This is a genomic window from Paenibacillus barengoltzii G22, assembly GCF_000403375.2.
In the GTDB taxonomy this organism is placed as follows: Bacteria; Bacillota; Bacilli; order Paenibacillales; family Paenibacillaceae; genus Fontibacillus; species Fontibacillus barengoltzii.
In genome coordinates this window covers 54,354-77,355 of the sequence record NZ_KE159654.1, presented here as the reverse complement: position 1 = coordinate 77,355, position 23,002 = coordinate 54,354, and the positions used below count along the sequence as shown (strand labels likewise).

At 52.2% G+C, this 23,002-nt stretch carries 21 protein-coding genes; 17 read left to right on the top strand and 4 right to left on the bottom strand.

What is annotated here, in order from left to right:
- Positions 1–112: 112 nt before the first annotated feature.
- The 6 genes from C812_RS15360 to C812_RS15335 all read left to right on the top strand — a co-directional run bounded on the left by C812_RS15360 (position 113) and on the right by C812_RS15335 (position 6,990).
- The gene (locus C812_RS15360; RefSeq protein ID WP_244268339.1) at positions 113–2,083 is read left to right on the top strand and encodes an ABC transporter substrate-binding protein; all 1,971 of its coding nucleotides are present in this window, start codon (positions 113–115) and stop codon (positions 2,081–2,083) included.
- Between the two features lie 97 nt (positions 2,084–2,180).
- Positions 2,181–3,179: an ABC transporter permease gene (locus tag C812_RS15355; protein WP_016313568.1), complete on the top strand. Its 999-nt coding sequence runs from the start codon at positions 2,181–2,183 to the stop codon at positions 3,177–3,179.
- 2 nt (positions 3,180–3,181) lie between these two features.
- The gene (locus C812_RS15350) at positions 3,182–4,345 is read left to right on the top strand and encodes an ABC transporter permease (RefSeq protein ID WP_016313567.1); all 1,164 of its coding nucleotides are present in this window, start codon (positions 3,182–3,184) and stop codon (positions 4,343–4,345) included.
- 34 nt (positions 4,346–4,379) lie between these two features.
- Positions 4,380–5,420: an ABC transporter ATP-binding protein gene (locus tag C812_RS15345; protein ID WP_016313566.1), complete on the top strand. Its 1,041-nt coding sequence runs from the start codon at positions 4,380–4,382 to the stop codon at positions 5,418–5,420.
- Positions 5,417–6,433: an ABC transporter ATP-binding protein gene (locus tag C812_RS15340; RefSeq protein WP_016313565.1), complete on the top strand. Its 1,017-nt coding sequence runs from the start codon at positions 5,417–5,419 to the stop codon at positions 6,431–6,433. The genes C812_RS15345 and C812_RS15340 overlap by 4 nt, the downstream gene beginning before the upstream one ends.
- Positions 6,430–6,990, top strand: coding sequence for an HAD family hydrolase (locus C812_RS15335; RefSeq protein ID WP_016313564.1), 561 nt, complete (start codon positions 6,430–6,432; stop codon positions 6,988–6,990). Before C812_RS15340 ends, C812_RS15335 begins: the two co-directional genes overlap by 4 nt.
- Before the next feature lie 63 nt (positions 6,991–7,053).
- Here C812_RS15335 and C812_RS15330 read toward each other — a convergent pair whose 3' ends face one another.
- Positions 7,054–8,322: a BaiN/RdsA family NAD(P)/FAD-dependent oxidoreductase gene (locus tag C812_RS15330; RefSeq protein WP_016313563.1), complete on the bottom strand. Its 1,269-nt coding sequence runs from the start codon at positions 8,320–8,322 to the stop codon at positions 7,054–7,056.
- 130 nt (positions 8,323–8,452) lie between these two features.
- Here C812_RS15330 and C812_RS15325 point away from each other — a divergent pair, with 130 nt between their 5' ends.
- The 3 genes from C812_RS15325 (at position 8,453) to nadE (ending at position 11,666) form a co-directional block, all read left to right on the top strand.
- On the top strand, positions 8,453–10,150 hold the full coding sequence (locus tag C812_RS15325; RefSeq protein WP_016313562.1) for a two-component system sensor histidine kinase NtrB: 1,698 nt from the start codon (positions 8,453–8,455) through the stop codon (positions 10,148–10,150).
- A gap of 143 nt (positions 10,151–10,293) precedes the next feature.
- Complete coding sequence (locus C812_RS15320; protein ID WP_016313561.1) at positions 10,294–10,728, top strand: BrxA/BrxB family bacilliredoxin; 435 nt, start codon at positions 10,294–10,296, stop codon at positions 10,726–10,728.
- 128 nt (positions 10,729–10,856) lie between these two features.
- A complete protein-coding gene (gene nadE / locus C812_RS15315; RefSeq protein WP_016313560.1) occupies positions 10,857–11,666 on the top strand; it encodes an ammonia-dependent NAD(+) synthetase in 810 nt (269 codons plus the stop codon).
- Positions 11,667–12,453: 787 nt separating this feature from the next.
- Here the strand turns inward: nadE and C812_RS15310 are convergent.
- On the bottom strand, positions 12,454–13,377 hold the full coding sequence (locus C812_RS15310) for a transposase (protein ID WP_016313559.1): 924 nt from the start codon (positions 13,375–13,377) through the stop codon (positions 12,454–12,456).
- 742 nt (positions 13,378–14,119) lie between these two features.
- Between C812_RS15310 and C812_RS15305 the strand changes: the two genes are divergently transcribed.
- From C812_RS15305 to mutY, 6 genes are all read left to right on the top strand, one after another.
- Complete coding sequence (locus C812_RS15305; protein WP_016313558.1) at positions 14,120–14,755, top strand: YIP1 family protein; 636 nt, start codon at positions 14,120–14,122, stop codon at positions 14,753–14,755.
- Between the two features lie 29 nt (positions 14,756–14,784).
- Positions 14,785–15,852, top strand: coding sequence for an efflux RND transporter periplasmic adaptor subunit (locus C812_RS15300; RefSeq protein ID WP_016313557.1), 1,068 nt, complete (start codon positions 14,785–14,787; stop codon positions 15,850–15,852).
- Positions 15,849–16,538 (top strand): ABC transporter ATP-binding protein, encoded by a 690-nt coding sequence (locus tag C812_RS15295; RefSeq protein ID WP_016313556.1) that lies wholly within the window; start codon positions 15,849–15,851, stop codon positions 16,536–16,538. The genes C812_RS15300 and C812_RS15295 overlap by 4 nt, the downstream gene beginning before the upstream one ends.
- Entirely contained in the window at positions 16,535–17,731 is a 1,197-nt protein-coding gene (locus C812_RS15290) for an ABC transporter permease (RefSeq protein WP_016313555.1), read from the top strand. Before C812_RS15295 ends, C812_RS15290 begins: the two co-directional genes overlap by 4 nt.
- A 401-nt stretch (positions 17,732–18,132) precedes the next feature.
- The gene (gene acpS / locus C812_RS15285) at positions 18,133–18,540 is read left to right on the top strand and encodes a holo-ACP synthase (protein ID WP_016313554.1); all 408 of its coding nucleotides are present in this window, start codon (positions 18,133–18,135) and stop codon (positions 18,538–18,540) included.
- Between the two features lie 12 nt (positions 18,541–18,552).
- Positions 18,553–19,782 carry an A/G-specific adenine glycosylase gene (mutY, locus tag C812_RS15280; RefSeq protein WP_016313553.1) on the top strand — a complete coding sequence of 410 codons (1,230 nt, stop codon included), beginning with the start codon at positions 18,553–18,555 and terminating at the stop codon, positions 19,780–19,782.
- An 832-nt stretch (positions 19,783–20,614) separates the two neighbouring features.
- On the opposite strand, the gene C812_RS15275 is transcribed toward mutY, so the two are convergent.
- Both C812_RS15275 and C812_RS15270 read right to left on the bottom strand, forming a co-directional pair.
- Positions 20,615–20,827, bottom strand: a complete 213-nt coding sequence (locus C812_RS15275; RefSeq protein ID WP_016313552.1) for a hypothetical protein — start codon at positions 20,825–20,827, stop codon at positions 20,615–20,617.
- Between the two features lie 35 nt (positions 20,828–20,862).
- A complete protein-coding gene (locus C812_RS15270) occupies positions 20,863–21,477 on the bottom strand; it encodes a superoxide dismutase (RefSeq protein ID WP_016313551.1) in 615 nt (204 codons plus the stop codon).
- Positions 21,478–21,834: 357 nt separating this feature from the next.
- Between C812_RS15270 and C812_RS15265 the strand changes: the two genes are divergently transcribed.
- Together C812_RS15265 and lepB are read left to right on the top strand one after the other, a co-directional pair.
- A complete protein-coding gene (locus tag C812_RS15265) occupies positions 21,835–22,275 on the top strand; it encodes a GNAT family N-acetyltransferase (RefSeq protein ID WP_028539405.1) in 441 nt (146 codons plus the stop codon).
- Between the two features lie 115 nt (positions 22,276–22,390).
- Positions 22,391–23,002 carry a signal peptidase I gene (gene lepB / locus C812_RS15260; protein WP_016313549.1) on the top strand — a complete coding sequence of 204 codons (612 nt, stop codon included), beginning with the start codon at positions 22,391–22,393 and terminating at the stop codon, positions 23,000–23,002.

Here is a 23,002-nt window from a genome sequence, read left to right as displayed (position 1 = left end):
CGCCATGGGAAGCCGCTGATTCTTGCGGGGGGTGAGGCCGAGGCACTTGGAGTGCCAAATGACAGCCAGAAGGGCAGAACAGGATGCCAAATCATTAATGGAGGGGTTAATCGTGAAAAAGTCCGGAATGTTAGGGACGCTTCTTTTAACGATAGCTGTCATTTTCGCAGGATGCGACGGGAATAATGCGGCGGCGCCCGATGCAGCGAAGTCCAACAATTCATCGAAGGGCGAACAGTCGAAGCCCGTGGCAGGCGGAGTCAACACGGACAGCAAGGAAGCTCCCGAGCTCGCGAAACTCGTGGCAGAGGGCAAGCTGCCGAAGCTGGAGGAGAGACTCCCGAAGGCTGAAGACATCATGGTCGAGCCGGTCGTGGAGGAACTTGGTCAATACGGTGGAGACTGGACGATGGCCTGGACGGGGCCGGGCGATAAATGGGCTGTCGGGCAGCCAACAGAGGAGGCGTTGTTCCGCTTCAATGCGGACGGCACCGGGGTGGAGCCTAACGTAGCGAAGAGCTACGAAGTGAACGAGGATTCTACGGTGTTTACGATCCATCTGCGGGAAGGCATGAAATGGTCGGATGGCGTGCCATTTACAGCCGATGATGTGTTGTTTTATTGGGAGCACATGCTGACCAAAGAAACGTTTGGCAAAAAGATCTATGACGCCTATTACTCGGTTGATCCCGTCACAGGCGAAAGAGCGCTCGCAGAAGTGAAGAAGGTCGACGACTACACCTTCACGGTGACGCACAAGTATCCAAATGTACAGTTCCTTGAGCGGGTCGCGATTGATAATAAGTGGTTTTTTGCACCGGCGCACTTCCACAAGACGATCCTTCCAGAGTTTGTTGGCGAGGCGAAAACAGCCGAAATCGCCAGGGAGTGGGGCTATGAGGATGTGAAGGCGTTCCTCGTCGACACCGGCTACTATTACTGGCTGCATCCGCAAATTCCAACGCTGCGCCCTTGGGTTGCCGCCACGGATCCAAACAGCGACCAGTTCGTGATGGAGCGTAACCCCTATTATTGGAAAACTGACGCCGAAGGTCGTCAACTGCCTTACTTGGATCGCATTGTCGTGACCAAGATTCAGGATCCGAGCCAGATTTTGCTTGGTACGCTGGCTGGCAACTACAATCTGGCAACCTTCGGGGCTAAAGACTTTACGATTCTGAAGGAAAACGAGAAGAAGGGCGATTTCCGCGTATTGCAATGGACCCAACCCAGCTGGACGAGTGCGGGGATTCAGCTCAATCAGACGACGAAAGATCCGAAGCTGCGCGAGCTGTTCCGGGATATTCGTTTCCGCGAGGCGCTGTCGATCGGGGTGGATCGCAACGAGATCACCGAAATCGTGACGAACGGCATCGCCGACCCGGTGCAAGCGTCCGTTCCTGAAGGAGTGTTCGGATACCAAGAGGGCTGGGCGCAGAAGTGGGCGGAGTATGATCCCGAGCGCGCGAACCAGTTGCTGGATGAAATCGGCCTAAAACGCGGCAAGGACGGCTTCCGCACGTTCCCGGACGGCTCGGATCTGACCTTAACGGACATCGAATCCAGTACAAACGCCGACTCCTTCTTGGAACTTTTGAAGAAGTATTTTGAGGATATGGGACTCAAGTTCAATGTGAAGGTTGTCGAATCCGGTGCATATAACGATCTGAAATATGCCAACGAGGTCCCGATAAACACGGAAGCGATTTCTGTCGTGAACATCTCGTTCCGCCCAGATACGCTTGTGCCGCTGCGTGTGATCACACCGTGGTTTGGTCATTACGGTCTGTATACGGAGTCCGGCGGCAAAGAGGGCTTTAAGCCGGAAGGGGATGTCGCCAAAATTTTGGATCTTTGGGCACAGCTCAAGGCTAGCAATTCCAAGGATGACATCAATCGCATTGCGAATGAAATCTACAAGGTTCATATGGATAATCAGTGGGTCATCGGTTACGCCGGACCAACGCCAGCGCTGGTTGTCGCCAGCAACAAGATGCGTAATGTTCCGGAGAAAGCGGTATGGGCCGACGAATTTCGTTCCTTAGGACACGGGCATCCGGCGCAGTTTTTCCTGAAGCAGTAACTCGGTAGGGAGTCGGCGGCGGGGAATGAAGGACTCCCCGTGCCGTTCTTCCATCCTGAAGGCACGCGTTAATCGCATTGGAGGGGACTGATGACAGATGCTTCAATATATACTCAAGCGGATTGTATTGGCCATTCCGGTCGTGATCCTGATTTCGTTCATCGTCTTCTATATTATTCAGCTTCCTCCCGGAGACTACGTGTCTACTTATGCGGCGCAAATGGCAGCCGCGGGCGACAACATGACGGCGGAGGAAATGGAGGAGATGAGGGAAAATCTGGGGCTTAGCGGACCCGTATACGAGCAGTATGCGGTCTGGATCAAAAAAATCGTGCTGCACGGTGATTTTGGCTTTTCCTTTAGCTACAACAAACCGGTGTTAGACGTGATTAAGCAGTATATGGGGCTGACGTTGGTGGTCTCGTTTGTTACGTTGTTTTTTCACTATATCGTTGCGATTCCGATTGGCATTTATACCGCGGTTAAACAGTATTCCGCCGGGGACTATTTCTTCTCAGGTCTCAGTTTTATCGGCATGGCGACTCCCAACTTCCTGCTGGCTATCATTCTGATGTTCTTCTCGTACAAATGGTTTGGGGACCCGCTGCTTGGACTGTTCTCGCCCGAGTACGTCAATGCGCCGTGGTCGATGGACAAAGTGGTGGATTTGATGAAGCATTTGATCATCCCTGTGATCGTCATCGGGATTGCGCATACCGCGGATTTGATCCGCGTCATGAGAGGCCAGATGCTCGATGAGCTGAACAAGCCGAGCATCGTCACCGCCCGCGCCAAGGGCGTATCCAATCTGAAAATCCTGTTCAAATACCCGACGCGCTCTGCCTTGAACCCAATCGTAAGCACGCTGGGCTGGTCATTGTCCTCGATTTTTACCGGTTCGACCATTACCGCGATCGTACTGAACCTGCCGATCCAGGGACCGGTCATGTACAAAGCGCTGCTGAGCCAAGATATGTACCTGGCCGGGACATGGCTGTTGTTTATGGCGCTGCTCACCGTGTTGGGGACGTTGATCTCGGATATTTTGCTGGCTTGGCTTGATCCGAAAATCCGTACAGAGTTCAGAGGTAATTGACTATGAACCCATCGACGATATTTAAGAAAAAAACTCCGACAAACAACAAAGTATCGAGGCCGGCGAAGCGGAAAAACAACATTGATCTGAACTACAGCTCGCAATGGAAGCTGATGTATCTGCGGTTTAAGAAGCACAAGCTGGCCCGGATCAGCCTGGTCATTCTCGGAGTTCTGTATCTTGTTGCCTTGCTCGCTCAATTTATTGCACCTTACAGTCTGCAAAGCTATGACAGTAAATACGTCAATGCGCCGCCGACATTGCTGCGTTTCGTTGACGCCGAGGGTAAGTTCCATCTTCGCCCGTTTGTCTATGAATTAAAGTCTGATCGGGACCCGGAGACGATGCGCAAAATCTTCGTGAACAACGAGGAGAAGACCTATCCGCTGCAGCTGTTCGTCAAAGGGGAAGAATACAAGTTCCTCGGCCTGTTCCGTACCGACATTCACTTGCTCGGAGTGGAGCAGCCGGGCCGAATCTTCCTGCTAGGCACGGATGGGATGGGGAGGGATTTATTTTCCCGTATCGTCCTGGGCAGTCAAATCTCGCTGTCGATCCCGCTGGTCGGGGTGGGGATCAGCTTCGTGATCGGCCTCATCCTGGGCGGCATCTCCGGTTACTTCGGCGGCTGGATTGATTCGCTAATCCAACGGATCATCGAGATTATCCGCTCATTCCCGACGCTTCCGCTGTGGATGGCGTTATCGGCGGCGATTCCGCCGCGCATTCCGGTGGTGACGATGTATTTTTACATCGTAATTATCTTTGCGTTGATCGGCTGGACCGATCTGGCACGCGTTGTCCGGGGCAAGTTCATCTCGCTGAAAAATGAAGATTACGTCATCGCCGCCAAAATTGCCGGAGTCAGCGACGCCAAAATCATTATCAAGCATTTGCTGCCCGGATTTATCAGCTATCTCGTTGTGGCGACGACGCTGGCGATTCCCGGCATGATTCTCTCCGAGACGGCCATGAGCTTCCTTGGGCTGGGTATCCGCTCTCCGGCGACTAGCTGGGGCGTATTGCTGCAGGAAGCCCAGCAGATTGAGAACGTCGCTTTGTATCCGTGGAAGTTGTTCCCGCTGGGGATCGTGATTCTTACCGTGCTGACTTACAACTTCCTAGGTGACGGGATGCGGGATGCCGCCGATCCGTACAAGAAATGATCTGACGATACTATGAAGCGAGCGAGGTGACCGTATGACGACACAAACCTTAGTCGAGCAGCCGCTGCTCTCGGTACGAAACTTGAAGATCCGCATCCAGATGGACAACGGCGTCATGCATGCTGTTGACGGGGTTGATTTTGATATCTATAAAGGGAAGACCTTAGGGCTCGTAGGTGAGTCCGGCTGCGGAAAAAGTCTTACCAGCCGCTCGCTCATCAACCTGAATCCGAAGGAATGCGAGACGACGGGCTCGATTGTCTACCGTCCAACCGACACCAAGGAAGGGAAGGAGGTTGACATCCTCTCCCTTGAACCCAATGGCAAGGCTATCCGCTCCATTCGCGGCCGCCGCATCTCCATGATCTTTCAAGAGCCGATGACGGCCTTCTCTCCGATGTATACGATCGGTAATCAGATTGTGGAAGCGATTCGGATACACCGGACGAAGGATAAGAAGGAAGCCAAAAAAATCGCGCTCGAAATGCTATCCAAGGTCGGTATTTCGGACGAGGAGAAGCGGTTCGATCAATATCCGCACGAGTTTTCGGGAGGCATGCGGCAGCGCGCGATGATCTCGATGGCGCTGTCGTGCAACCCCGAGCTCTTGATCGCCGACGAGCCAACGACAGCGCTGGATGTGACGATTCAGGCGCAGGTGCTTGAACTGATGCGGGCGCTTCAGCAGGAATTTGGCATGTCGATCTTGCTCGTCACGCACGACCTTGGCATCATCGCTCAAATGTGTGACGAGGTCGCGGTGATGTACCTTGGCAAGATCGTCGAGCAGGCGCCGGTGAAGGAATTGTTCCGCAATCCCAAGCATCCGTACACCAAAGGCTTAATGCGATCGATGCCGCGGCTTGGGGGCGGCAAGGAGAAGCGCCTCGAGTCCATCGAAGGCTCGGTGCCGATGGCGATCGACATGCCGCCGATGTGCGGCTTCTATGAACGCTGCAAGGACCGCATCGAAGGGGTCTGTAATGCGGCCGCCGTGCCGATGACATCGATCTCTGAAGGGCATTCGGTCAGATGCTTCCTGTATTCGGAACCGCAAGGAGGCGAAACGCCATGACCAACGCGCTGCTTGACGTCGTCGGGTTAAACAAAGAATTTCAGGTTAAGCCGAAGTCAGCGAGGATCTTTGCGAAGCCAACAAAGGTCCAGGTCCTGAATGACATCTCGTTTGAGATGTACGAAGGGGAGACGCTAAGTATCGTTGGGGAATCAGGCTGCGGCAAAACGACGCTAGGTCGTTGTCTGGTCCGAGGGATTCCCGCTACCTCTGGGCAAGTCATTTACCGTACTGAGGAGGATGAACGCGTTGACTTCTTGAAGTTAAAGGGGAAGGAAGCCAAGCGGCTGCGCAGAGATATCCAGATGATTTTTCAGGATCCGTATTCTTCCCTTAGCCCGCGCATGAGCGTGTTCGATATTATTTCGGAGCCGCTCGTTGCGAACTTCAAGCTGAGTCGAGATGAAGTTGAGGAGAGAGTGAAGGATATCGCGGAAAAAGCCGGCCTCAACCCCAGTTACCTGCGCCGCTACCCGCACGCGTTCTCCGGCGGCCAACGGCAGCGGATCGCGATCGCTCGTGCACTGATCATGAAGCCGCGGCTCATTGTCTGCGATGAGGCGGTGTCCGCGCTGGACGTGTCCATCCAAGCGCAGATCATTAATCTGCTTAAGGATCTGCAGGAACAGTTCAAGATTACGTACTTATTTATCTCGCACGACTTATCCATTGTGCAGAACATATCAGATCGTGTGGCCGTCATGCACTTGGGACGTATTGTGGAGTTGGCGCCAACCAAGGAGCTGTTCGAGGCTCCCAAGCATCCATATACGGAAGCCTTGATGTCGGCCGTGCCGCAGCCTGATCCGGAAGCGAACCATAGCCGGATCATTTTGGAAGGAGAGGTGCCGAATCCAGCTCATCCGCCAAGCGGCTGCCATTTCCATCCGCGTTGTGCCTACCGTACCGAGAAGTGTATGCAGCAATCGCCGGAACTGCGAGAGATTAACAACGGCCATTTTGTGGCCTGCCACTATGCAGAACAATTAAACTTAAGAGGTGTAACGATATGATTGTTGAACATGCCCCAGCAAATCCGAATCCGAGAAAGCTGATTATTTTCCTGGATTGCGGGGATACGATTATTGACGAAAGCTCGGAGACTCGAGACGAGGAGGGCATCGTACTGGACGGCCGGGTCATTCCCGACGCGGACGTGATGGTCAAGACATTGGCGGAGCGGGGATTCCGGCTGGCTATCGTCGCCGACGGCGCCGCGCAGTCCTTCAAAAACCTGCTGACCCGAAACGGGATCTATGAATGCTTCGAGACGCTGATCTATTCCGAGAACATCCGGGCCACGAAACCCAGCCCAAGGATGTTCAAGGCCGCGATGGGCGCCATGGAGTTGGAGGAAGCCGACATCCCCCGAATCATTATGGTCGGCAACAACCTCAGCCGCGACGTGAAAGGAGCGAACGCACTCGGCATTACGAGCGTGTTCCTCAGCTGGACGCCGCGTTATCCGAAGACGCCGGCAGACGATTCGGAGATTCCGCGTTACACGATTGAGACTCCGCTGGAGCTGATCGAGCTGGCAGAAAAATTGGATAGACAACTGTCCTCGTGATGAAAAAAGCGGGACGCAGCGGAGCTATTCCGCTGCGTCCCGTTTTTGGTTTTAACGATCGGTTTAGTGGCCCGCACTCAACGCAGCGTTGCGGCCGGCCGTATATCCGGTTGAGAAAGCTGCCGTAATGTTATATCCGCCGGTATAGCCGTGAACGTCCAAAATTTCTCCGCAGAAATAAAGTCCTGGCATCAGCTTCGATTGCATCGTTCTAGGATCGATTTCTTTTATATTCACACCGCCGCCCGTTACGAAGGCTTCTTCAATCGATAACGTTCCGTAGACCCGAATCGGGAAACGTTTAACCAACTGGGCAAATTGCAGCCACTTTTGCTTTGGAATATTCGCGTAAGTCAGGAGAGGGTCTAATTCGGCTTTTTGCAGCAGGATCGGGATGATTTTCTCTGGCAAATACGCTTTTAATACATTTTTAATTGATTTTTTGGGATCTTGTTCAGCAAGCTTCAGCGTTTCGTTGTAGACTTCATTCTTCGTTTTATCAGGAGTAAAGTCAATGGAAACTTCAATATTGCCAGTGCCAAACTGCTTTAGCGCTTTGACGACGAACTGGCTGCACCGTAAAGCAATTGGTCCTGATATCCCGAAGTGTGTAAACAGCATATCGCCATAGTGCTCGATCAGCTTCTTGCCCTTAGGGTTCCATACGGAAAGGGAGACGTTTCTTAAGGACAGCCCTTGCAGCTCCTTGCTTTGGATAAAAGGTTCATTCGAAGTAAGCGGAACTTCGGTCGGGAACAGTTCAGTAATCGTGTGACCGGCTTTTTCGGCCCAAGCATATCCGTCACCGGTCGACCCGGTATGCGGGACGGATTTGCCTCCTACAGCGATAATCACCGCATGGCTCTCCAGCACTTCTCCGGTTTTTAGCTTGACGCCCACAGTTTGACCATTGTCGTAGAGCACTTCTGCGACGGGGCTGTTGACCCGGATTTGTACGCCTTGCGAGCGCACTTGGTTGATCAGCGCATCGACCACGGTTTTGGCTTTATCAGAGACAGGGAACATTCGCCCGTTATCTTCCTCTTTGAGCTTGATTCCAAGTCCTTCAAAGAAAGCGATGATCTCTTTATTGCCGAACGTGCTTAAAGCACTGTAGAGGAAACGGCCGTTACCGGGAATAAACTGGATGAGCTCATCCAGCTCCTTGTTATTGGTGACATTACATCTTCCGCCGCCGGAGATGCCTAATTTCCGTCCTAACTTGTCTCCCTTGTCCACTAAAAGAACCTTTGCACCCTGCTCACTTGCCGCGATGGCGGCCATCAGACCGGAGGGGCCGCCGCCGATGACGATGACATCTGCTTTTTTCATGTAGATATCCTCTCTATTTGTACTATTCTTACTATTTAATAAATCATGAATTATTGTAAAACTTTGTCGGCTATGATTTAATCGAAACTAGAGTCGTATTCTTGTATTCTTCCGCCAGAGGAGGGAGAACGTGGATGTTGTTAAAGAGATCCTGCTTCAAGTCCTGATCGCCAGTTTGCCTGCATTTCTATTTCCGTTGACGTTTGAGAAAACGAATTGCTGCTGGCCTCATAACAACCGTAGCACTGAGGGACATTCATACGCCGTTGGCTTAATGTATACCTGCTTGTCCAGCATGCTGCTTTGCGATATCTTTGCCTCACGGTTATGGGAAGTTATCCCATTAAATTTCGGGATATTGCCCCTTTTTGCTCTCATGCTGTATGGTCGGTTCCGGGACGGGGTTGCTTTAGCTCTGCTGCAGATCATACTTCATCCTCTGTTTGCAGTAAATTACACCCTTATCGGGTTTATCATGGAGACGGGAATTCTCCTGTATCCATTTGTTCTACTCACTTCCCGTTATTTCAAAAGAACCGGTCGCCAGGGCAAAGTGGCCATCCTCTCTCTTTACTTTATGGGCGGAGAGACGATGATTGGCATGTCTCCATTTTTGACCGGAAGTCTATCATTTAATTCAGACCTTAACGCTTTAACGAATGGATTCATTAATGTGTTGGTCACGATGGTAGTTGGCAGCTTGTTCGTTTACATGATCGAAAGCACCATGGAGAAGGAGAAGCTGCGCGGCCAAGTGATGGAGCTGTCGCGCGAATATTTCCGTGAAGCGGAGAAGCTTCAACAAATGATGGACGCTGCTCCATTAGGTATCGTTCTGTTGGATCAACAAGGTTATATTATATCGATAAATGAAACGTTTCTCCAACTCTATCGGACGTACCAAAAAGAGCCGAACGAATCGCGACGCGAGGATCTGCTGCTGCGCCGGTTGAGCGATGTGCTCAGCGGCGTGCCGATTGAGTCCATCGCCTCCCGAGTCGAGCAGTCGCTCGAAGGGCAAACGAAAGTGACCGACTTGATCAAAGCGGATAATCATATTTATTTTACCAGTACGTCTCCGATTCAAAAAAGCAAATCCAACGAAGTGATCGGTGCGGTAGCTATCGTTCAGGATATCACCGAACTGGAAACGCTGCGGATGGAGCTGAACCATGTGGAGCGGCTGAGTCTGGTGGGTCAGATGGCTGCCGGGATCACGCACGAAATCCGCAATCCGATGGCGGTGGTGCGGGGCTTTCTGCAGCTCATGCGGGAGAAGAGCCCGCCAACGCTTGATCATTATTACCGGATCGTGATGGAGGAGCTCGATCGGGCCAATGGCATCATCAATGACTTTCTTTCCCTGGCGCAGAATCGTCCGGTTGAAAGCGAGAAATGCCATCTCCACGATATCATTAAGGAACTGACGCCGTTGCTTTGGGCAGATGCGAACCTCCGCGGTCAAACGATTGAGGTCAAGCTGGATGATTCCATGCCGGAATTGTTGCTGAATGCCAAAGAGATCAAGCAGCTGATCTTAAATCTGTCGCGTAATGCGATGGAGGCGATGACCGAAAAAGGGCAGCTCACTATAGAGACCCGCGTTACTAATCAGGGGGGCCTCCTGATGGTCAGCGACACAGGGCCTGGGATTCCTTCCGGGCAGCGAGAGAAGCTGTTTGAGCCATTTTTTACGACGAAAGCGAAGGGAACAGGGCTGGGGCTGGCGTTATGCCTTAGCATCGTCGAACGCCACGGCGGCAAAATTACTGTCGATTCAACAGAAGGCCAAGGCACAACCTTTACCGTTCTTTTTCCGCTCGCCTAAGCTAAGGTTGGGCCTATTGACGTCGATAGGCGGAGTTGCTTTCCTTCCCTATGAATGTATAATTAAATTAATCTGGCTAAGAGCGAGGCGAGTGCGAGAGCTCAAAATAGAGCCATATGATTATGCATAAGGAGTGATGGGTAATGTCGATGTCATTTGATCAATATATGAGAGACATGGTACAACCGATGAGAGACGAATTAACCGTGCTGGGGATTCAAGAACTGCGTACGCCGGAGGAAGTCGAAGAACAGTTGCCTAACGCGAAAGGCACTGCGCTGGTCGTTGTCAATTCCGTTTGCGGATGCGCAGCGGGACAATGCCGCCCGGGCGTAGCAAAGGCGTTGCAGCATGATGTGACACCGGACCACTTGTTTACCGTGTTTGCCGGTCAAGATAAAGAAGCTACGGCGAAAGCACGCGAATATTTCGCACCGTATCCGCCGTCTTCGCCTTCGATCGCTTTGATGAAGGACGGCGAGCTCGTCCATTTCATCGAACGTCACCAAATTGAAGACCGTTCGGCTGAAGAAATCGCCGCTGATCTGACCAGCGCGTTCGACCGCTTCTGCCGATAAGCTGTAGCGGCCGTTAATCAGTCGCTTTCGCCCCGCCATCCAGCTTGTCTGGATGGTTTGGGGCGTTTTTCGATTTAGGGCATACTACTGACATGAAATGTTATATCTTGGATGTGGAGGGATTTAAGATGAGTTTGCAGCAGGAAATCATTAAACGGCTTGGGGTTAAACCTGTCATTGATGTGGATGAAGAAATTCGCCGTCGGGTTGACTTTTTGAAGGAGCAGGTCAAAGCGGCACGCACGACCGGTTTATTAATCGCGATCAGCGGCGGGATTGATAGTGCAGTAACCACCGGCTTGTGTAAACGGGCAACGGACGAGCTGACGCAGGAGACCGGCCAACCATACATGACACTGGGCGTATTCCAGCCTTACGGGAAGCAGGAGGACATCGAGCACAGCTACGAGGTGGCCAAGGCGTTTGGCCTTGAACATACCGTGGAGACGAATATTGAGGAAGCCGTAGATGAAATCGCCCTCGAAGTCGAGCACAGCCTGAAAAATATCGGGCAATCCCGTCACCTCAGCCCGCAAGGCAAAGGTAACGTGAAAGCACGGACCCGGATGGTCATGCAATATGCGCTGGCTTTTGAGCTGAACCTGCTCGTTGTGGGTACCGACCATGCGTCAGAAGCAATTACCGGCTTTTACACCAAATGGGGGGATGGAGCCGTTGACGTGACGCCGCTCAGCTCGCTGAACAAACGTCAAGTCCGTCAGCTTGCCGTCCGCCTCGGCGTACCGCAAAGCGTAATCGACAAGGCGCCAACCGCTGGTCTGTGGGAAGGACAAACGGACGAGAAGGAGCTCGGAATCAGCTACGAAGATAACAGCGATTATCTGGAAGGCAAGCAGATCGATCCAGCCGTCCAAGAGCGCCTAGAGGCCTTCTACCGTAAGACCGAGCACAAACGCAGCCCAATCCCAGGCATTTAATTCAACATAGGCGCAGGAGTGTCGTTGTGTGATAGGCATGGACTCAAACGGCACGCCATCGCCAATTAAATTTATCGCCACCCTCAACGCGTAACGCGGGCCCGGGCGCTAATGCCCGGAGCCCGCGTTTTTTTCAGGATAAGTGTACGGAGCTAGTATTCCGGCCGCTCTCTTTCAATGATTATCCCGTTGCCTCAGGCGGTGAGTGAAACAAGGTAGCAGATCTGCACGGCAGTAGTTATTACTAGCAAGGGAAATTGGTAGCAATAAGAAATTGCGAGAAAATCAATGGGTTGAGATCGTTTCAACAGGGGTACTCTGGCCTCTTCTCTCTTCGCCACCCTCTTTTGATGATTATCCCGTTGAGTCAGTTAGTGGAGTGGAAGAAAGAGAAGGGATGGGAGTAGGCGCGCCAGTACTTCAATTAGTATCATTAGTAACTCACTCGTATACAATAAGCATCGAGCAAGTATTTTAAGAATCAGTAAGAACAAGCATCGAATAAACATCGAATAAATATCGAACAAGTACTGGCAAGCACTAGTAAGTATCTAATAAGTATCTAATAAGTATCTAATAAGTATCTAATAAGTATCTAATAAGTATCTAATAAGTATCCCATTAGCTAAGTATCCCATTAGCTAAGTATCCCATTAGCCCCCTTACGATCATAATCACATAACTGTCTACGAGCATTACAGCACCAGATTAGCACCTAGCCAGCTCTCATTAGTCTCTCATTGTCCCCTCATTATGACCCCACTCGTATCTCGATAGCAAAGTAATTTTAAGCCGCTGCTGCAAAGTACGGCTTCTGATGATGTGCGTTCTGATGGCGTTCGATTAACTGGCGGTAAGGAATCGCTGGAATAGACAAGCACATCTGCAGCAAGCTCTGACGGATTGCTTCCTCGGAAAAGGACATGCGAAGGTAACGACGGACGGTGTACTCATTCAAATAGGCTTGCAAGTGAGTTAGCCCCAAGGCAACATACGTGCGCTTCAGCGAATTCCACGCCGCTCTAACTTCTTTGCGCAAAGGCAAATACAGTCGAAATGCCAAAGGGAATGACTGAACGGTGGAGGTCGGGACATCGACATGCTTATGGATGAACGCGGCGACATCGTGCTTATTGGCTCGTTGTCCGTCTCCTCTTTTATGTGAAATCAATTGGATCTTTACTCGCTCCGGCTCGCCAGACTCCTTGACCGTGCATCCGGCGACAACCGGGGTCGCATAAGGCTGAGCCGCCGGATGATAGCGTAACGAATCATACGCATATTGATCGCAGTTGACCTTCACGTCTCCAGAGAGCAGTTCCCGGGCATCGCATTCGCCGAGGGTATGACGGATTTTGTGCAGCATGAGCCAGGCGGTCTTGTAGGTCACTTCAATGACCTGACTCAACCGCAGCGCTGAGATGCCATCGGGAAGCAGGAATAACTCGAGGGCACGAAACCACTTTACCAGGGGCAGATGGGTTCTTTCAAAAATCGTACCAACCAAAGGCGACGCTTGATAGCTGCATCGTCCACACTCGAACAAAGGAAGTCGCCGGGAGGACAGGCGGGTGCACTCCGTATAAGCACAACGCGGGCAAACGAAGCCATTTGGCCACTTCATCGCGATGATGGCCTCTATGCAATCACCCTCGCTTTGAAAGCGGCTGCTAACAGTTTGAAACAGCTCCGTATTCATACCAAGCTCCATGTCCGATCCCTCCAACTCAAATTCCGCATCCCAATAATGCGTACAGATGTTCTCTTTTTCATTATAACAAACATATGTTCTGTTAACAAGAAAAAAATCCCAAAAAATTATTCCTATATAAAAATGTTCTCCCAGAGGAGCTTATATCACTTTTCGTCCCATGTAACTCCTAATTCTGAGCAAAACGGATAGCCTTGTGCAGAGAAGCGGTAGAAAGCCCTTCTTTACACGATTCTTCCGTTCTGAGTTAAAGGGATATTCACGTAAAGTGGGCGTAACGAGAGGATCCCTACCTTGATCTTGTTATTCTGAACCAAAGGGATAATCATACAAAAAAGCAGCAGGAAGGACTCCAACCTAGCCCCTGCATTTCTGAGTCAAAGGGATAATAGTGTAAAGAGGTGTAGCAAGAGGAGCTCCTCTTTAAAGATTTAGTCACGAAAGGTCGCAAGGTCCGCGAGGTCCACAATGGGACGCTGACTTTTTTGCAAATTGAGTGGGGTTGGGCTTAGGTCTAGCAGTGATCCTGGTCTTGAGACTGTGGCGGAATCGAAATAGAGGGGTATAATGGCAGGGAAACCCAGTGAGATTCCTAGGGATGCGATGTTCACGAGATTTTGCATGAGTTGTAAAATGTGCCTAACTTGAATCTCTTTGCGACTTTGTTCGTATATATAACATGATTCTAGTCTTACATATTTATGGGATGGAACAATGTTGGGAGATTTGAGGAGGAGTTTCTATGAAAAACGTGTTTACGATTTTTACAGCTCCGGTGGAAACGTTCAGGCGGGTGCGGGAGAGTAAGACCGCTTGGCTCTTTGCGCTTGCGGCAATGATCATTGTTTCCGTTGTCGTAATCTACATGCAGATGCCGGTGATCGAGAAGGAATTTCTACGGCAGATCCAAAGTCAATCAGTGGATGCCTCGATGCAATCGACGATGATGGCAACAGCGAAGACGTCTGCTTACGTAATGGGTGTGGTGATGCCGGTTATTACGTTTTTTGTGACGGGCTTGTTGTTGTTGCTGCTGAATTTAGTCGTTCGCGGTGAAGGCAAGTACATGCAGTTCGTTTCCATCGCTGCTTATGCCGCATTGCCAGGGTTGTTAGGCAGCTTGATCACGGGAATTATGATCATGACGATGGACGTGCAGTCTGTTACGGATGTTTCGCTGAGCTTGGGAGCTCTTGTCTCTGATAAGTCCAGTGCAATGTACCAGTTCTTATCCTTGATGAATCCATTTTCAATTTGGGGCCTCGTACTGTATATCATCGGCTCTTCCGTCATGATGAAACGGCCTTACAAATCGGTGGCTGTTTGGATTATTGCAGCATGGCTCGTGTTATCGCTGGGATCGCTGTTGCTGGTTTAAGTCCGGAATTATACATAACAGGATAGGTGATGGACTTGTTGAAGAAGAAGTGGTTTTGGGGCGCTGTCGTCGGATTGGCGGTCATCGCGTTGGTCATTGCCAATATGATCGGGTTGAATCGGGCCGCTGAAGTGAAGGTCGCCACCGTAGAGATGGGCAAAATCGTCGAGCAAATCTATACGAACGGCAAGCTGGAACCGGGACAGACGACCTCCGTGTACGCTCCGGGAAGCGGGGTGATCGAAGAGGTAAAGGTGAAATCGGGCGATACGGTTAAGAAAGGGCAGGTTCTCCTTACGCTGAGCATGGAGCAGGTACGGGAACAGCTGGAGAAGGAACGGATTAATCTGCAATTGACTGAAGCGGAACGACTGGCGGCCAAAAAACAGCATTTTGAGAGCTTTAAGCAAGCGCGTCTCGAAAACCCGGACCTCGAACCGGAGGAGTTGGACCTTACCACCTATGATTTGCGCATTCGTTCCAGTGAGCTGACGATTCAATCCCTGGAGAAGCAGCTTGCTAACCAGAAGGTGCTGGCCCCAGCCGACGGCGTTGTTACCAGCCTGACGGTAAACGCAGGTCAAATGCTGGCCGAAGGCAGCGAGATCGCGACAATTGCCGATGTGAGCAAGCTTAAAGTAAGTGCATACCTGAATGAGCTGGATGCAGGCAAAGCGGAGCAAGGGATGAAGGCTGTGGTTACGGGGGAGGCTTTTTCGAATAGTTATGAAGGCAGTATCTCGTATTTGGCGCCTACCGCCGGTTTGGCCGATCCAACCTCCAAGGATACGTCGGTGGAAATGGAGGTCAGCCTGAACCAAGTATCATCAGAACTTCGTCCGGGGTATAACGTCACGGTAGAGATGGAGATTCCCGATAAGGAACGGCTTCTTGTGCCAATTGATGCGGTTCAATATGACGGTGAGCAGGCCTACGTATTTAAGGTTCAGGACAGTGTTGCTGTTAAGGTGCCAGTGACAACCGGGAAAGAGGGCGAGGCTCAAATCGAACTGGTCTCCGGGGTGGCCGCAGGCGATTTGGTTGTAGTGGAAGGCGGCGACAAGCTGCAGGATGGCGCTAAGGTGAAGGTGAAATGATTACGCTCAAAGGCATCACCAAAGTATACAAAAACGGCCCCCTTGAAGTACAAGCTTTGACCCCCATTGACCTGCACATCGAGAAAGGTGAGTTCGTGGCGATCATGGGCTCATCCGGCTCCGGTAAATCAACGCTGATGAACATTATCGGATGTCTGGACGTCCCGACCTCCGGCAGCTATGAGTTGGACGGAGCAGCGGTAGAGTCGCTGAATGAGGAGGAATTGGCACGCGTACGGAACCGGAAAATCGGGTTCGTGTTCCAAAGCTTTAATTTGCTGGGCAGGCAAACCGTGCTGCAAAACGTCACGCTGCCGATGATGTACGCCGGCATCCCCCGGGAGGAGCGTAACGAACGGGCCCTTGAGTTGCTTCGCAGGGTGGGACTGGCTGAACGGGTTAAGCATCGTCCAAACGAGCTTTCCGGCGGTCAGAAGCAACGGGTGGCGATTGCTCGGGCGTTGACCATGAATGCACCGATCCTGTTGGCCGACGAGCCTACCGGGAACCTAGATACGAAATCATCCTATGAAATCATGGATCTGTTCAAAGAAATTCACGCCGAAGGGACGACGATCGTGCTCGTTACCCACGAACCGGACATTGCCGAGCATGCCGAACGGATCATCACATTTGGGGATGGACGGATCCTAAGCGACAAGCGTAAAGGGAGTGTTGGCGGATGAGCATTTGGGAGAGCATCCTTGTTGCCCTGGACAATCTCCGAATGAACAAGCTGCGTTCCTTCCTGACGATGATCGGCATCGTTTTTGGCGTCGCTGCAGTGGTCACGGTAGTGTCTATTGGTCAGGCTGGACAAAGCTCGATTATGTCGGAGATGTCGAACTATGAGGATGGGTATTTTCTGATCTATCCGAACTATAGCAACGGGGAGCCCGAAGACAATGTCTATTTCCGGCAGCGTGAAATGGCAGAAATTCGTAAGCTCCCGGGGGTCCGTTATGTTTCGTCGTCGTCTTCCTACGGAATGAGCGGTAAGCTTAAGAAGGAAGAACTGCAATTTAGTATCACGGGCACGACTTCGGATTCACCTAAAATGCAAAAGATCGATTTGGTGGCGGGCAGATTTTTTAATTCCCAAGAGGAGCGAGCGCGTCAAAAAATTCTTGTAGTTGAGGCCAAGTATGCCAATAAAGCATTTGGTTCTCCACAAGGTGCCATCGGTCGGAAAATCCAACTATCTGGAGGGATGTTCCGAATTGTTGGCGTGTACAAGGTGCAGGAGAGTCTCATGAGCGGTTTTGGCGGAGAGCGTTACTCTGCTTACGCACCAATTACGACGATGCTGGACGTGGAAGGGTCAAGTGATCGTTTAAGTATGCTGGAGATTCTGCCCACATCGCCGGAAAGAATGGATGAAACGGTGGAGTCGGTCAAGGCTTGGCTGGCAGATCGGAAAAACGTGAGCAAAGATGCTTATGTCTCGGAATCGGCAAGGGATGCGGAGCAAATGATCAAAAGCACGTTCTCTATCCTGCAAACGATCATCGGTTCGATCGCCGGTATCTCCCTGCTAGTCGGGGGGATCGGTGTCATGAACATCATGTTAGTCTCGGTTACAGAACGGACCCGGGAAATCGGGATCCGCAAAGCGATTGGCGCCACGCCAGGGACGATCATGCTTCAATTTATGATTGAAGCGGTAATTCTCTCGTTTATCGGGGGGACGATTGGCGCCCTCTTCGGGCTATTGGCGGCCTGGGTGTTCGCTTTAATCTCGGGGTGGCCGTTCGTCATTTCGATTTGGGCCATTTTGCTGGCGTTTGGATTTTCGGCAGCGGTGGGTATTTTCTTCGGCTTGTACCCGGCAAACAAAGCCTCCAAGCTGCACCCTATCGAATCGCTGCGTTACGAATAATAAAACAACCCGGTTCTCCATTGGGTGGAGCCCGGGTTGTTTCTTTTTTGCTGCGGGTTACTATTCGATATAATCGATGCTTTTTTGAATGATGTTGATTTGATTCATAACTGCCTCCAGACCGGTCTATGGTTCAAGTATAGCGGACCGAAAAATTGGCTTCTTGATCATTCTTGCGGTTGGGAAGATAACGCAGCTTCAGTATAGCATGGAGGAAGGGAGGGCTGTGTTGCTTGTTTTCTGGGTGGACGGTGATTGGTCATTCCCGATGGGAAGACTCGCGCCTCCTCCCGTTCCCTGCTACAATGGGGGAAGCGGCCGTTATGGGCTTGGCTCAGGACAGGGCGCAATGATAGAAGTAAGGTTCGAAGTTTACGTTTTGTAGGAAGAAGGGCTGCCTGTTGATTTTCGGAATCGGACATGACATCGTCGAAATCCAGCGCATAGAGCGCTTGCTCAACAAGACGATCGGCGAACGGCTGCGCCGGCGGATTTTAACTGCGGCGGAGCTTGCGCTGCCTGGGCAAGCTGCCCGACCGGCGGAGTTTTTGGCGGGGCGGTTTGCAGCAAAGGAAGCCGTCAGCAAGGCGTTTGGCTGTGGTATCGGTCAGGTGCTAAGCTTTACTGATATAGAGATTTTGCCCAATGCGCAAGGGAAACCGTGTGTGACGCTGACGCCGGGGGCCTGGGTGCGGCTCGGGCTGTCTGGAGTTGGTCAACCGGAGGGCAGCGGGTATACCATACATCTTAGTATTACGCATGAGCGGCAGCTGGCTTCGGCCTTTGCTGTGGTGGAACGCGTGCAATAGAAGGAGAGCAGGATGCGGGGAAATAGAGAAACACGGGTATTTTTCAGTACAGAACTGCTTAGTTGGTACGAGCGGTCGAAGCGGGACCTGCCTTGGCGCAGGCATCGTGATCCGTATTATATTTGGGTGTCGGAAATTATGCTGCAGCAGACGCGGGTAGATACGGTGATCCCGTATTTTCAGCGGTTTATTGAGCGTTTCCCGACGATTCGGGATTTAGCCGAGGCGCCGGAGGAAGAGGTGCTGAAATGCTGGGAAGGGCTTGGTTATTATTCGCGAGCCCGCAATCTGCAGGCGGCGGCCAAGCAGGTGATGGAACGGCACGGCGGGATCGTGCCGGATACCAAGGCGGAGGTCTCCGCCTTAAAGGGGGTTGGCCCGTATACGACCGGGGCGATCTTGAGCATTGCTTTTAACCGCCCGGAACCGGCGGTGGACGGCAACGTCATGCGGGTGCTGTCACGCTACTTCCTGATCGAGGAAGACGTCGCGAAGGCCGGGACACGCACCCTCATGGAGGAGCTGGCCGCGGAGCTGATCCCGGAAGGGCGGGCCTCCGATTTTAATCAGGCTCTGATGGAGCTGGGCGCGCTCGTCTGTACGCCCAAGTCACCGCAATGCCTGATCTGCCCGGTCATGGCTCGCTGCGCCGGCCGGCTCGAAGGCGCAGAGGAGCGCCTGCCGGTCAAGAGCAAGGCGAAGCCGCCGCGGCCGGAGTATCGACTCGCCGCCCTCGTCGAGGGCAGCGGGGCGCTGGCCGGTCGCGTGCTCGTGCGCCGGCGGCCGGACACGGGGCTGCTCGCACGTATGTGGGAGCTGCCCCACATCCCCGCCGACGCCGTGCCGGGCGAAGGCGCCGGCCTCCCCGACGGCCCGGCGATGGACCGGCTGGCGGCGGCGCTGGCCGCCGCCGGGGTGCCCGCCCGGCCGGGCGGGGCGTTGCTGAACGCGGAGCACACGTTCAGCCATATCCATTGGAATCTCCGCGTGTTTCGTTTTGACGCGGAGATTCCAATGGAGGCAGCCGGCCGCGGGGCAGGGCTCGCGGCCGTGGCCGAGACCGCCGCGGCGTATGACGCGGCGGGCGGCGCCGGCTCGGCGGCCCAGCCGCAGGCCTTGGACGCCGGGGCCGCCGCCGATGACACCGCAGCCGAGTACCGGTGGATCACTCGGGAAGACATGGACAACCTGGCGTTCCCGAACGTGTTCCTGCGGATTCTGAACGGGTACTTTGGCGCTTAATACGCTGAAGCGCACTGCGAGGAGAAGCAGACTAGGAGGAAGCGAAGAAGCAAAGGAATAAAAGGAAGAAAGGGAAGCGACGAAGTAAAGGAAGTAGGCAAGCAACAGCACTCAATCAAGGATCAGTGCAGTAACAGCACACGAGCGGGAATCAGAGGGGCAGCAGCCATACGTTCAGTGGAGATTGGTTTAGTCCTGAATCAGAGGGATAATGCACATTTACGTTAGAAAAATAGCGGTAAATCATACCGCTATTTTTGCGTGGATTCCCCATTTAGCACCCATTAGCGGTAAAAAGGGACGTTAATTTCGGTATTTTCGCCTGTTGTGGCAGTAACCGGGCTAAATAAGGGCATAAATTACTGTTAATTACGGTGCATCTGCTCTGCATGAGGGGAATAACGGTACTTTTTACCGTTATTCCTGTTGGCGTCTTACGCGCTGGGGACTTGCTATTTGTGGGGGAGACCAGCACCAGCATATTAGGGTAGAGCTTGTTTGCCCAAGTATGTTGATTTGGAAGACTAGTGTGTAAGGATGGAATGTTCATGTGGAGCGCTAATGGGACTGGTCAGCACGGTGTAACCAGGGGGAGGGACTAACTAGTTTGTATGAAAAGTGTGCGGTGAGGCACTAGGGCTTATTTGCACGACGGATGCGGTATGAGGGGGCTTCAGAATAGCCTTATTAAGGTCACTCCCGCTTGATGAGGCGCTAATTGAACTCAATATGGCCATAACTACCGCAATCAGCCGCTCCCCGCCACAGACCGCCGCACCCCGCGAACATCAAAAAAGGAAGGCGCATCTCATGCGTCTTCCTTTTTTTGCAATTACATCATGCGGTTCTCCACAGATTTCATATGGTTCTGGGTGTCGGGTTCGCGGTGCTCCTCGTCCGAGACTTTGCCGAGGTCGGGGGTGGCTCCGCCGCCGGTGACGCTGTGGGCGAAGTTCGTGAATTGCTGCTTATGCACGTCCTCCGCGTGTTTAGCGGCGAGAAGCTCCTCTGGGTCATTCGTCAGTTTACGCTTTTGCTCTGCCATAGATGTATCCTCCTTCGTTTGTCGTGAACGCAGCGTTATTTTTTCGCAGCCTCATACCGACGGTTCACTTCGTCCCAGTTGATAACGTTCCAGAACGCCGCGATGTAATCCGGTCGTTTGTTTTGATATTTCAAATAATACGCGTGCTCCCATACGTCCAGGCCAAGAATCGGCGTTAAGCCTTCGAAGAGCGGGCTGTCTTGGTTGGGCGTACTAGTGACGGCAAGCTTGCCATCCTTGCCAACGACCAGCCATGCCCAGCCGCTGCCGAAACGGGTGGTCGCCGCCTTGGTGAAGTCCTCTTTGAATTTATCGAAGCCGCCGAGATCGCTGTCAATCGCGGCAGCGACTGCACCGGTTGGCGCACCGCCGCCGCCCGGGCCGATGACCTTCCAGAACAAGCTGTGGTTGGCATGACCGCCGCCGTTGTTGCGTACCGCCGTGCGGATGCTTTCGGGAACGGAATCCAGGTTGGAGATCAGCTCCTCCACGCTTTTGCTCTGCAGTTCCGGCGCGCTTTCCAACGCGGCGTTCAAGTTGGTGACATACGTGTTATGGTGCCGATCATGGTGGATGATCATCGTTTGTTCATCGATATAAGGTTCCAGTGCATTTGCCGGATAAGGCAAAGCAGGCAATTCATGTGCCATGGTTGTTCTTACCTCCCGTTAATAATTCAATCCCGCTTTGTCATCCGAGTGTTAAGCGAAGGCATCGCCTCCTCGCCGTTAACACCCGCATAACAATCCTATTATTGGCAGCACATAAAAATATATGCATAAATTCGAGTCGGGACAGGGGTGTTTGTAAAAGTTCATAATTGTAACCGCTTAATTTAAAGCGCTTTCAGAAGAAAATTGATGTATTCTGGAGATATCTATGGTTTAATGGACAAGAAAGCTGTTTTTTTCTCGTTTTTGTCTGGAATCAAATATTCGGTTGATGTAAATCAGGGGGGTTATGTTTTACATCGGCCTATCTTGCGTGAAGAAAAGGGAGATCTTAGCATGCTTATTCGTTCCTTTCAGTTGAGTGATGTAAATCAAGTGATGGAGCTATTGCAGTTGGCCTTATCGGAGGATTGCTACGAAGACACCAAGTGCGCGTTTGCCAGACAACTTTCTTGGGATTCTGAGCTGATTATGGTTGCAGAAGTCGAGGAAGAGATCAAAGGGGTATTGATCGGGACGATCGATCAGAACACGGGGTGTATCTACCGCATGGCCGTACATCCTGATTACCGCCGGCGCGGCGTTGGACGCAGCCTTGTAACCGCAATGGAACAACGGTTCCAGCAGCGGAATGTCCGTCGGATTATGGTCGCAGGAGATGAACATAATAAAGCGATCATGCCGCTCTACGAGGCGATGGGCTATGGGGCAGGCAAGTTTTTGGAAGCCTTCCAGAAGCTTGGCATCGCAGCCCGGACGCTGACGGGATCCAATTGATGAAACTTCCCATGACAGAAATGGGAAATGTTCAAGCATATCTTCCATCCGTTGCAAATGGGTGAAGGATATGCTTTTCTATTTATATAGTTTGTTTCATTTTGAAGAGGTGCCAATGGAACCGATGATGGATTCGGAACACAAGGCAGCGTTAGCCCCTGAACGCTCTGCTAATGAACCGCAAGCGGACGCTCCGCAATCGCGGTGGGCCGCAGAACTGTGGGAGATGCTAAAGACGATCGTGATCGCCTTTGTCATTATGCTGCTGTTAAACGTATTTGTTTTTAACTTATCCATGGTGAAGGGACAATCGATGCAGCCTACCCTGGAAGAGCAGGAGCGGCTGTTCGTGGATAAATTGGTGTATCGGTTTCAACATCCGAAGCGCGGCGAGGTCGTCGTGCTGAAGGATCCGAGTGTGGATGCGGACCAGAAGCCGTTTCTGGTGAAGCGAATCGTGGCGGTTCCGGGGGATACCGTTGAGGTGCAAGACGGCCGACTGCTCCTTAACGGGCAGCCGCTGGACGAGCCGTACACCGACTCGGTTATCGAGGACGGCGACATGCCGGAGCTGAAACTGGAGGACGGACAATATTTCGTGATGGGGGATAACCGTCACGCGGGACGAAGCAAAGACAGCCGTTATTTTGGCAGCGTGAAAGAGAAGTGGATCGTTGGCCGCGCTGAGTTCGTTTTTTGGCCGATTCCCAAGATCCGTAGTTTATAG

Bases quoted from the DNA above. Each gene is read 5' to 3' on its own strand.
- C812_RS15355 (WP_016313568.1), top strand. From the start codon at position 2,181: ATGCTTCAATATATACTCAAGCGGATTGTATTGGCCATTCCGGTCGTG.
- C812_RS15350 (WP_016313567.1), top strand. From the start codon at position 3,182: ATGAACCCATCGACGATATTTAAGAAAAAAACTCCGACAAACAACAAA.
- C812_RS15345 (WP_016313566.1), top strand. From the start codon at position 4,380: ATGACGACACAAACCTTAGTCGAGCAGCCGCTGCTCTCGGTACGAAAC.
- C812_RS15340 (WP_016313565.1), top strand. From the start codon at position 5,417: ATGACCAACGCGCTGCTTGACGTCGTCGGGTTAAACAAAGAATTTCAG.
- C812_RS15335 (WP_016313564.1), top strand. From the start codon at position 6,430: ATGATTGTTGAACATGCCCCAGCAAATCCGAATCCGAGAAAGCTGATT.
- C812_RS15330 (WP_016313563.1), bottom strand. From the start codon at position 8,322: ATGAAAAAAGCAGATGTCATCGTCATCGGCGGCGGCCCCTCCGGTCTG.
- C812_RS15320 (WP_016313561.1), top strand. From the start codon at position 10,294: ATGTCGATGTCATTTGATCAATATATGAGAGACATGGTACAACCGATG.
- nadE (WP_016313560.1), top strand. From the start codon at position 10,857: ATGAGTTTGCAGCAGGAAATCATTAAACGGCTTGGGGTTAAACCTGTC.
- C812_RS15310 (WP_016313559.1), bottom strand. From the start codon at position 13,377: ATGGAGCTTGGTATGAATACGGAGCTGTTTCAAACTGTTAGCAGCCGC.
- C812_RS15305 (WP_016313558.1), top strand. From the start codon at position 14,120: ATGAAAAACGTGTTTACGATTTTTACAGCTCCGGTGGAAACGTTCAGG.
- C812_RS15300 (WP_016313557.1), top strand. From the start codon at position 14,785: ATGGACTTGTTGAAGAAGAAGTGGTTTTGGGGCGCTGTCGTCGGATTG.
- C812_RS15295 (WP_016313556.1), top strand. From the start codon at position 15,849: ATGATTACGCTCAAAGGCATCACCAAAGTATACAAAAACGGCCCCCTT.
- C812_RS15290 (WP_016313555.1), top strand. From the start codon at position 16,535: ATGAGCATTTGGGAGAGCATCCTTGTTGCCCTGGACAATCTCCGAATG.
- mutY (WP_016313553.1), top strand. From the start codon at position 18,553: ATGCGGGGAAATAGAGAAACACGGGTATTTTTCAGTACAGAACTGCTT.
- C812_RS15275 (WP_016313552.1), bottom strand. From the start codon at position 20,827: ATGGCAGAGCAAAAGCGTAAACTGACGAATGACCCAGAGGAGCTTCTC.
- C812_RS15270 (WP_016313551.1), bottom strand. From the start codon at position 21,477: ATGGCACATGAATTGCCTGCTTTGCCTTATCCGGCAAATGCACTGGAA.
- C812_RS15265 (WP_028539405.1), top strand. From the start codon at position 21,835: ATGCTTATTCGTTCCTTTCAGTTGAGTGATGTAAATCAAGTGATGGAG.
- lepB (WP_016313549.1), top strand. From the start codon at position 22,391: ATGGAACCGATGATGGATTCGGAACACAAGGCAGCGTTAGCCCCTGAA.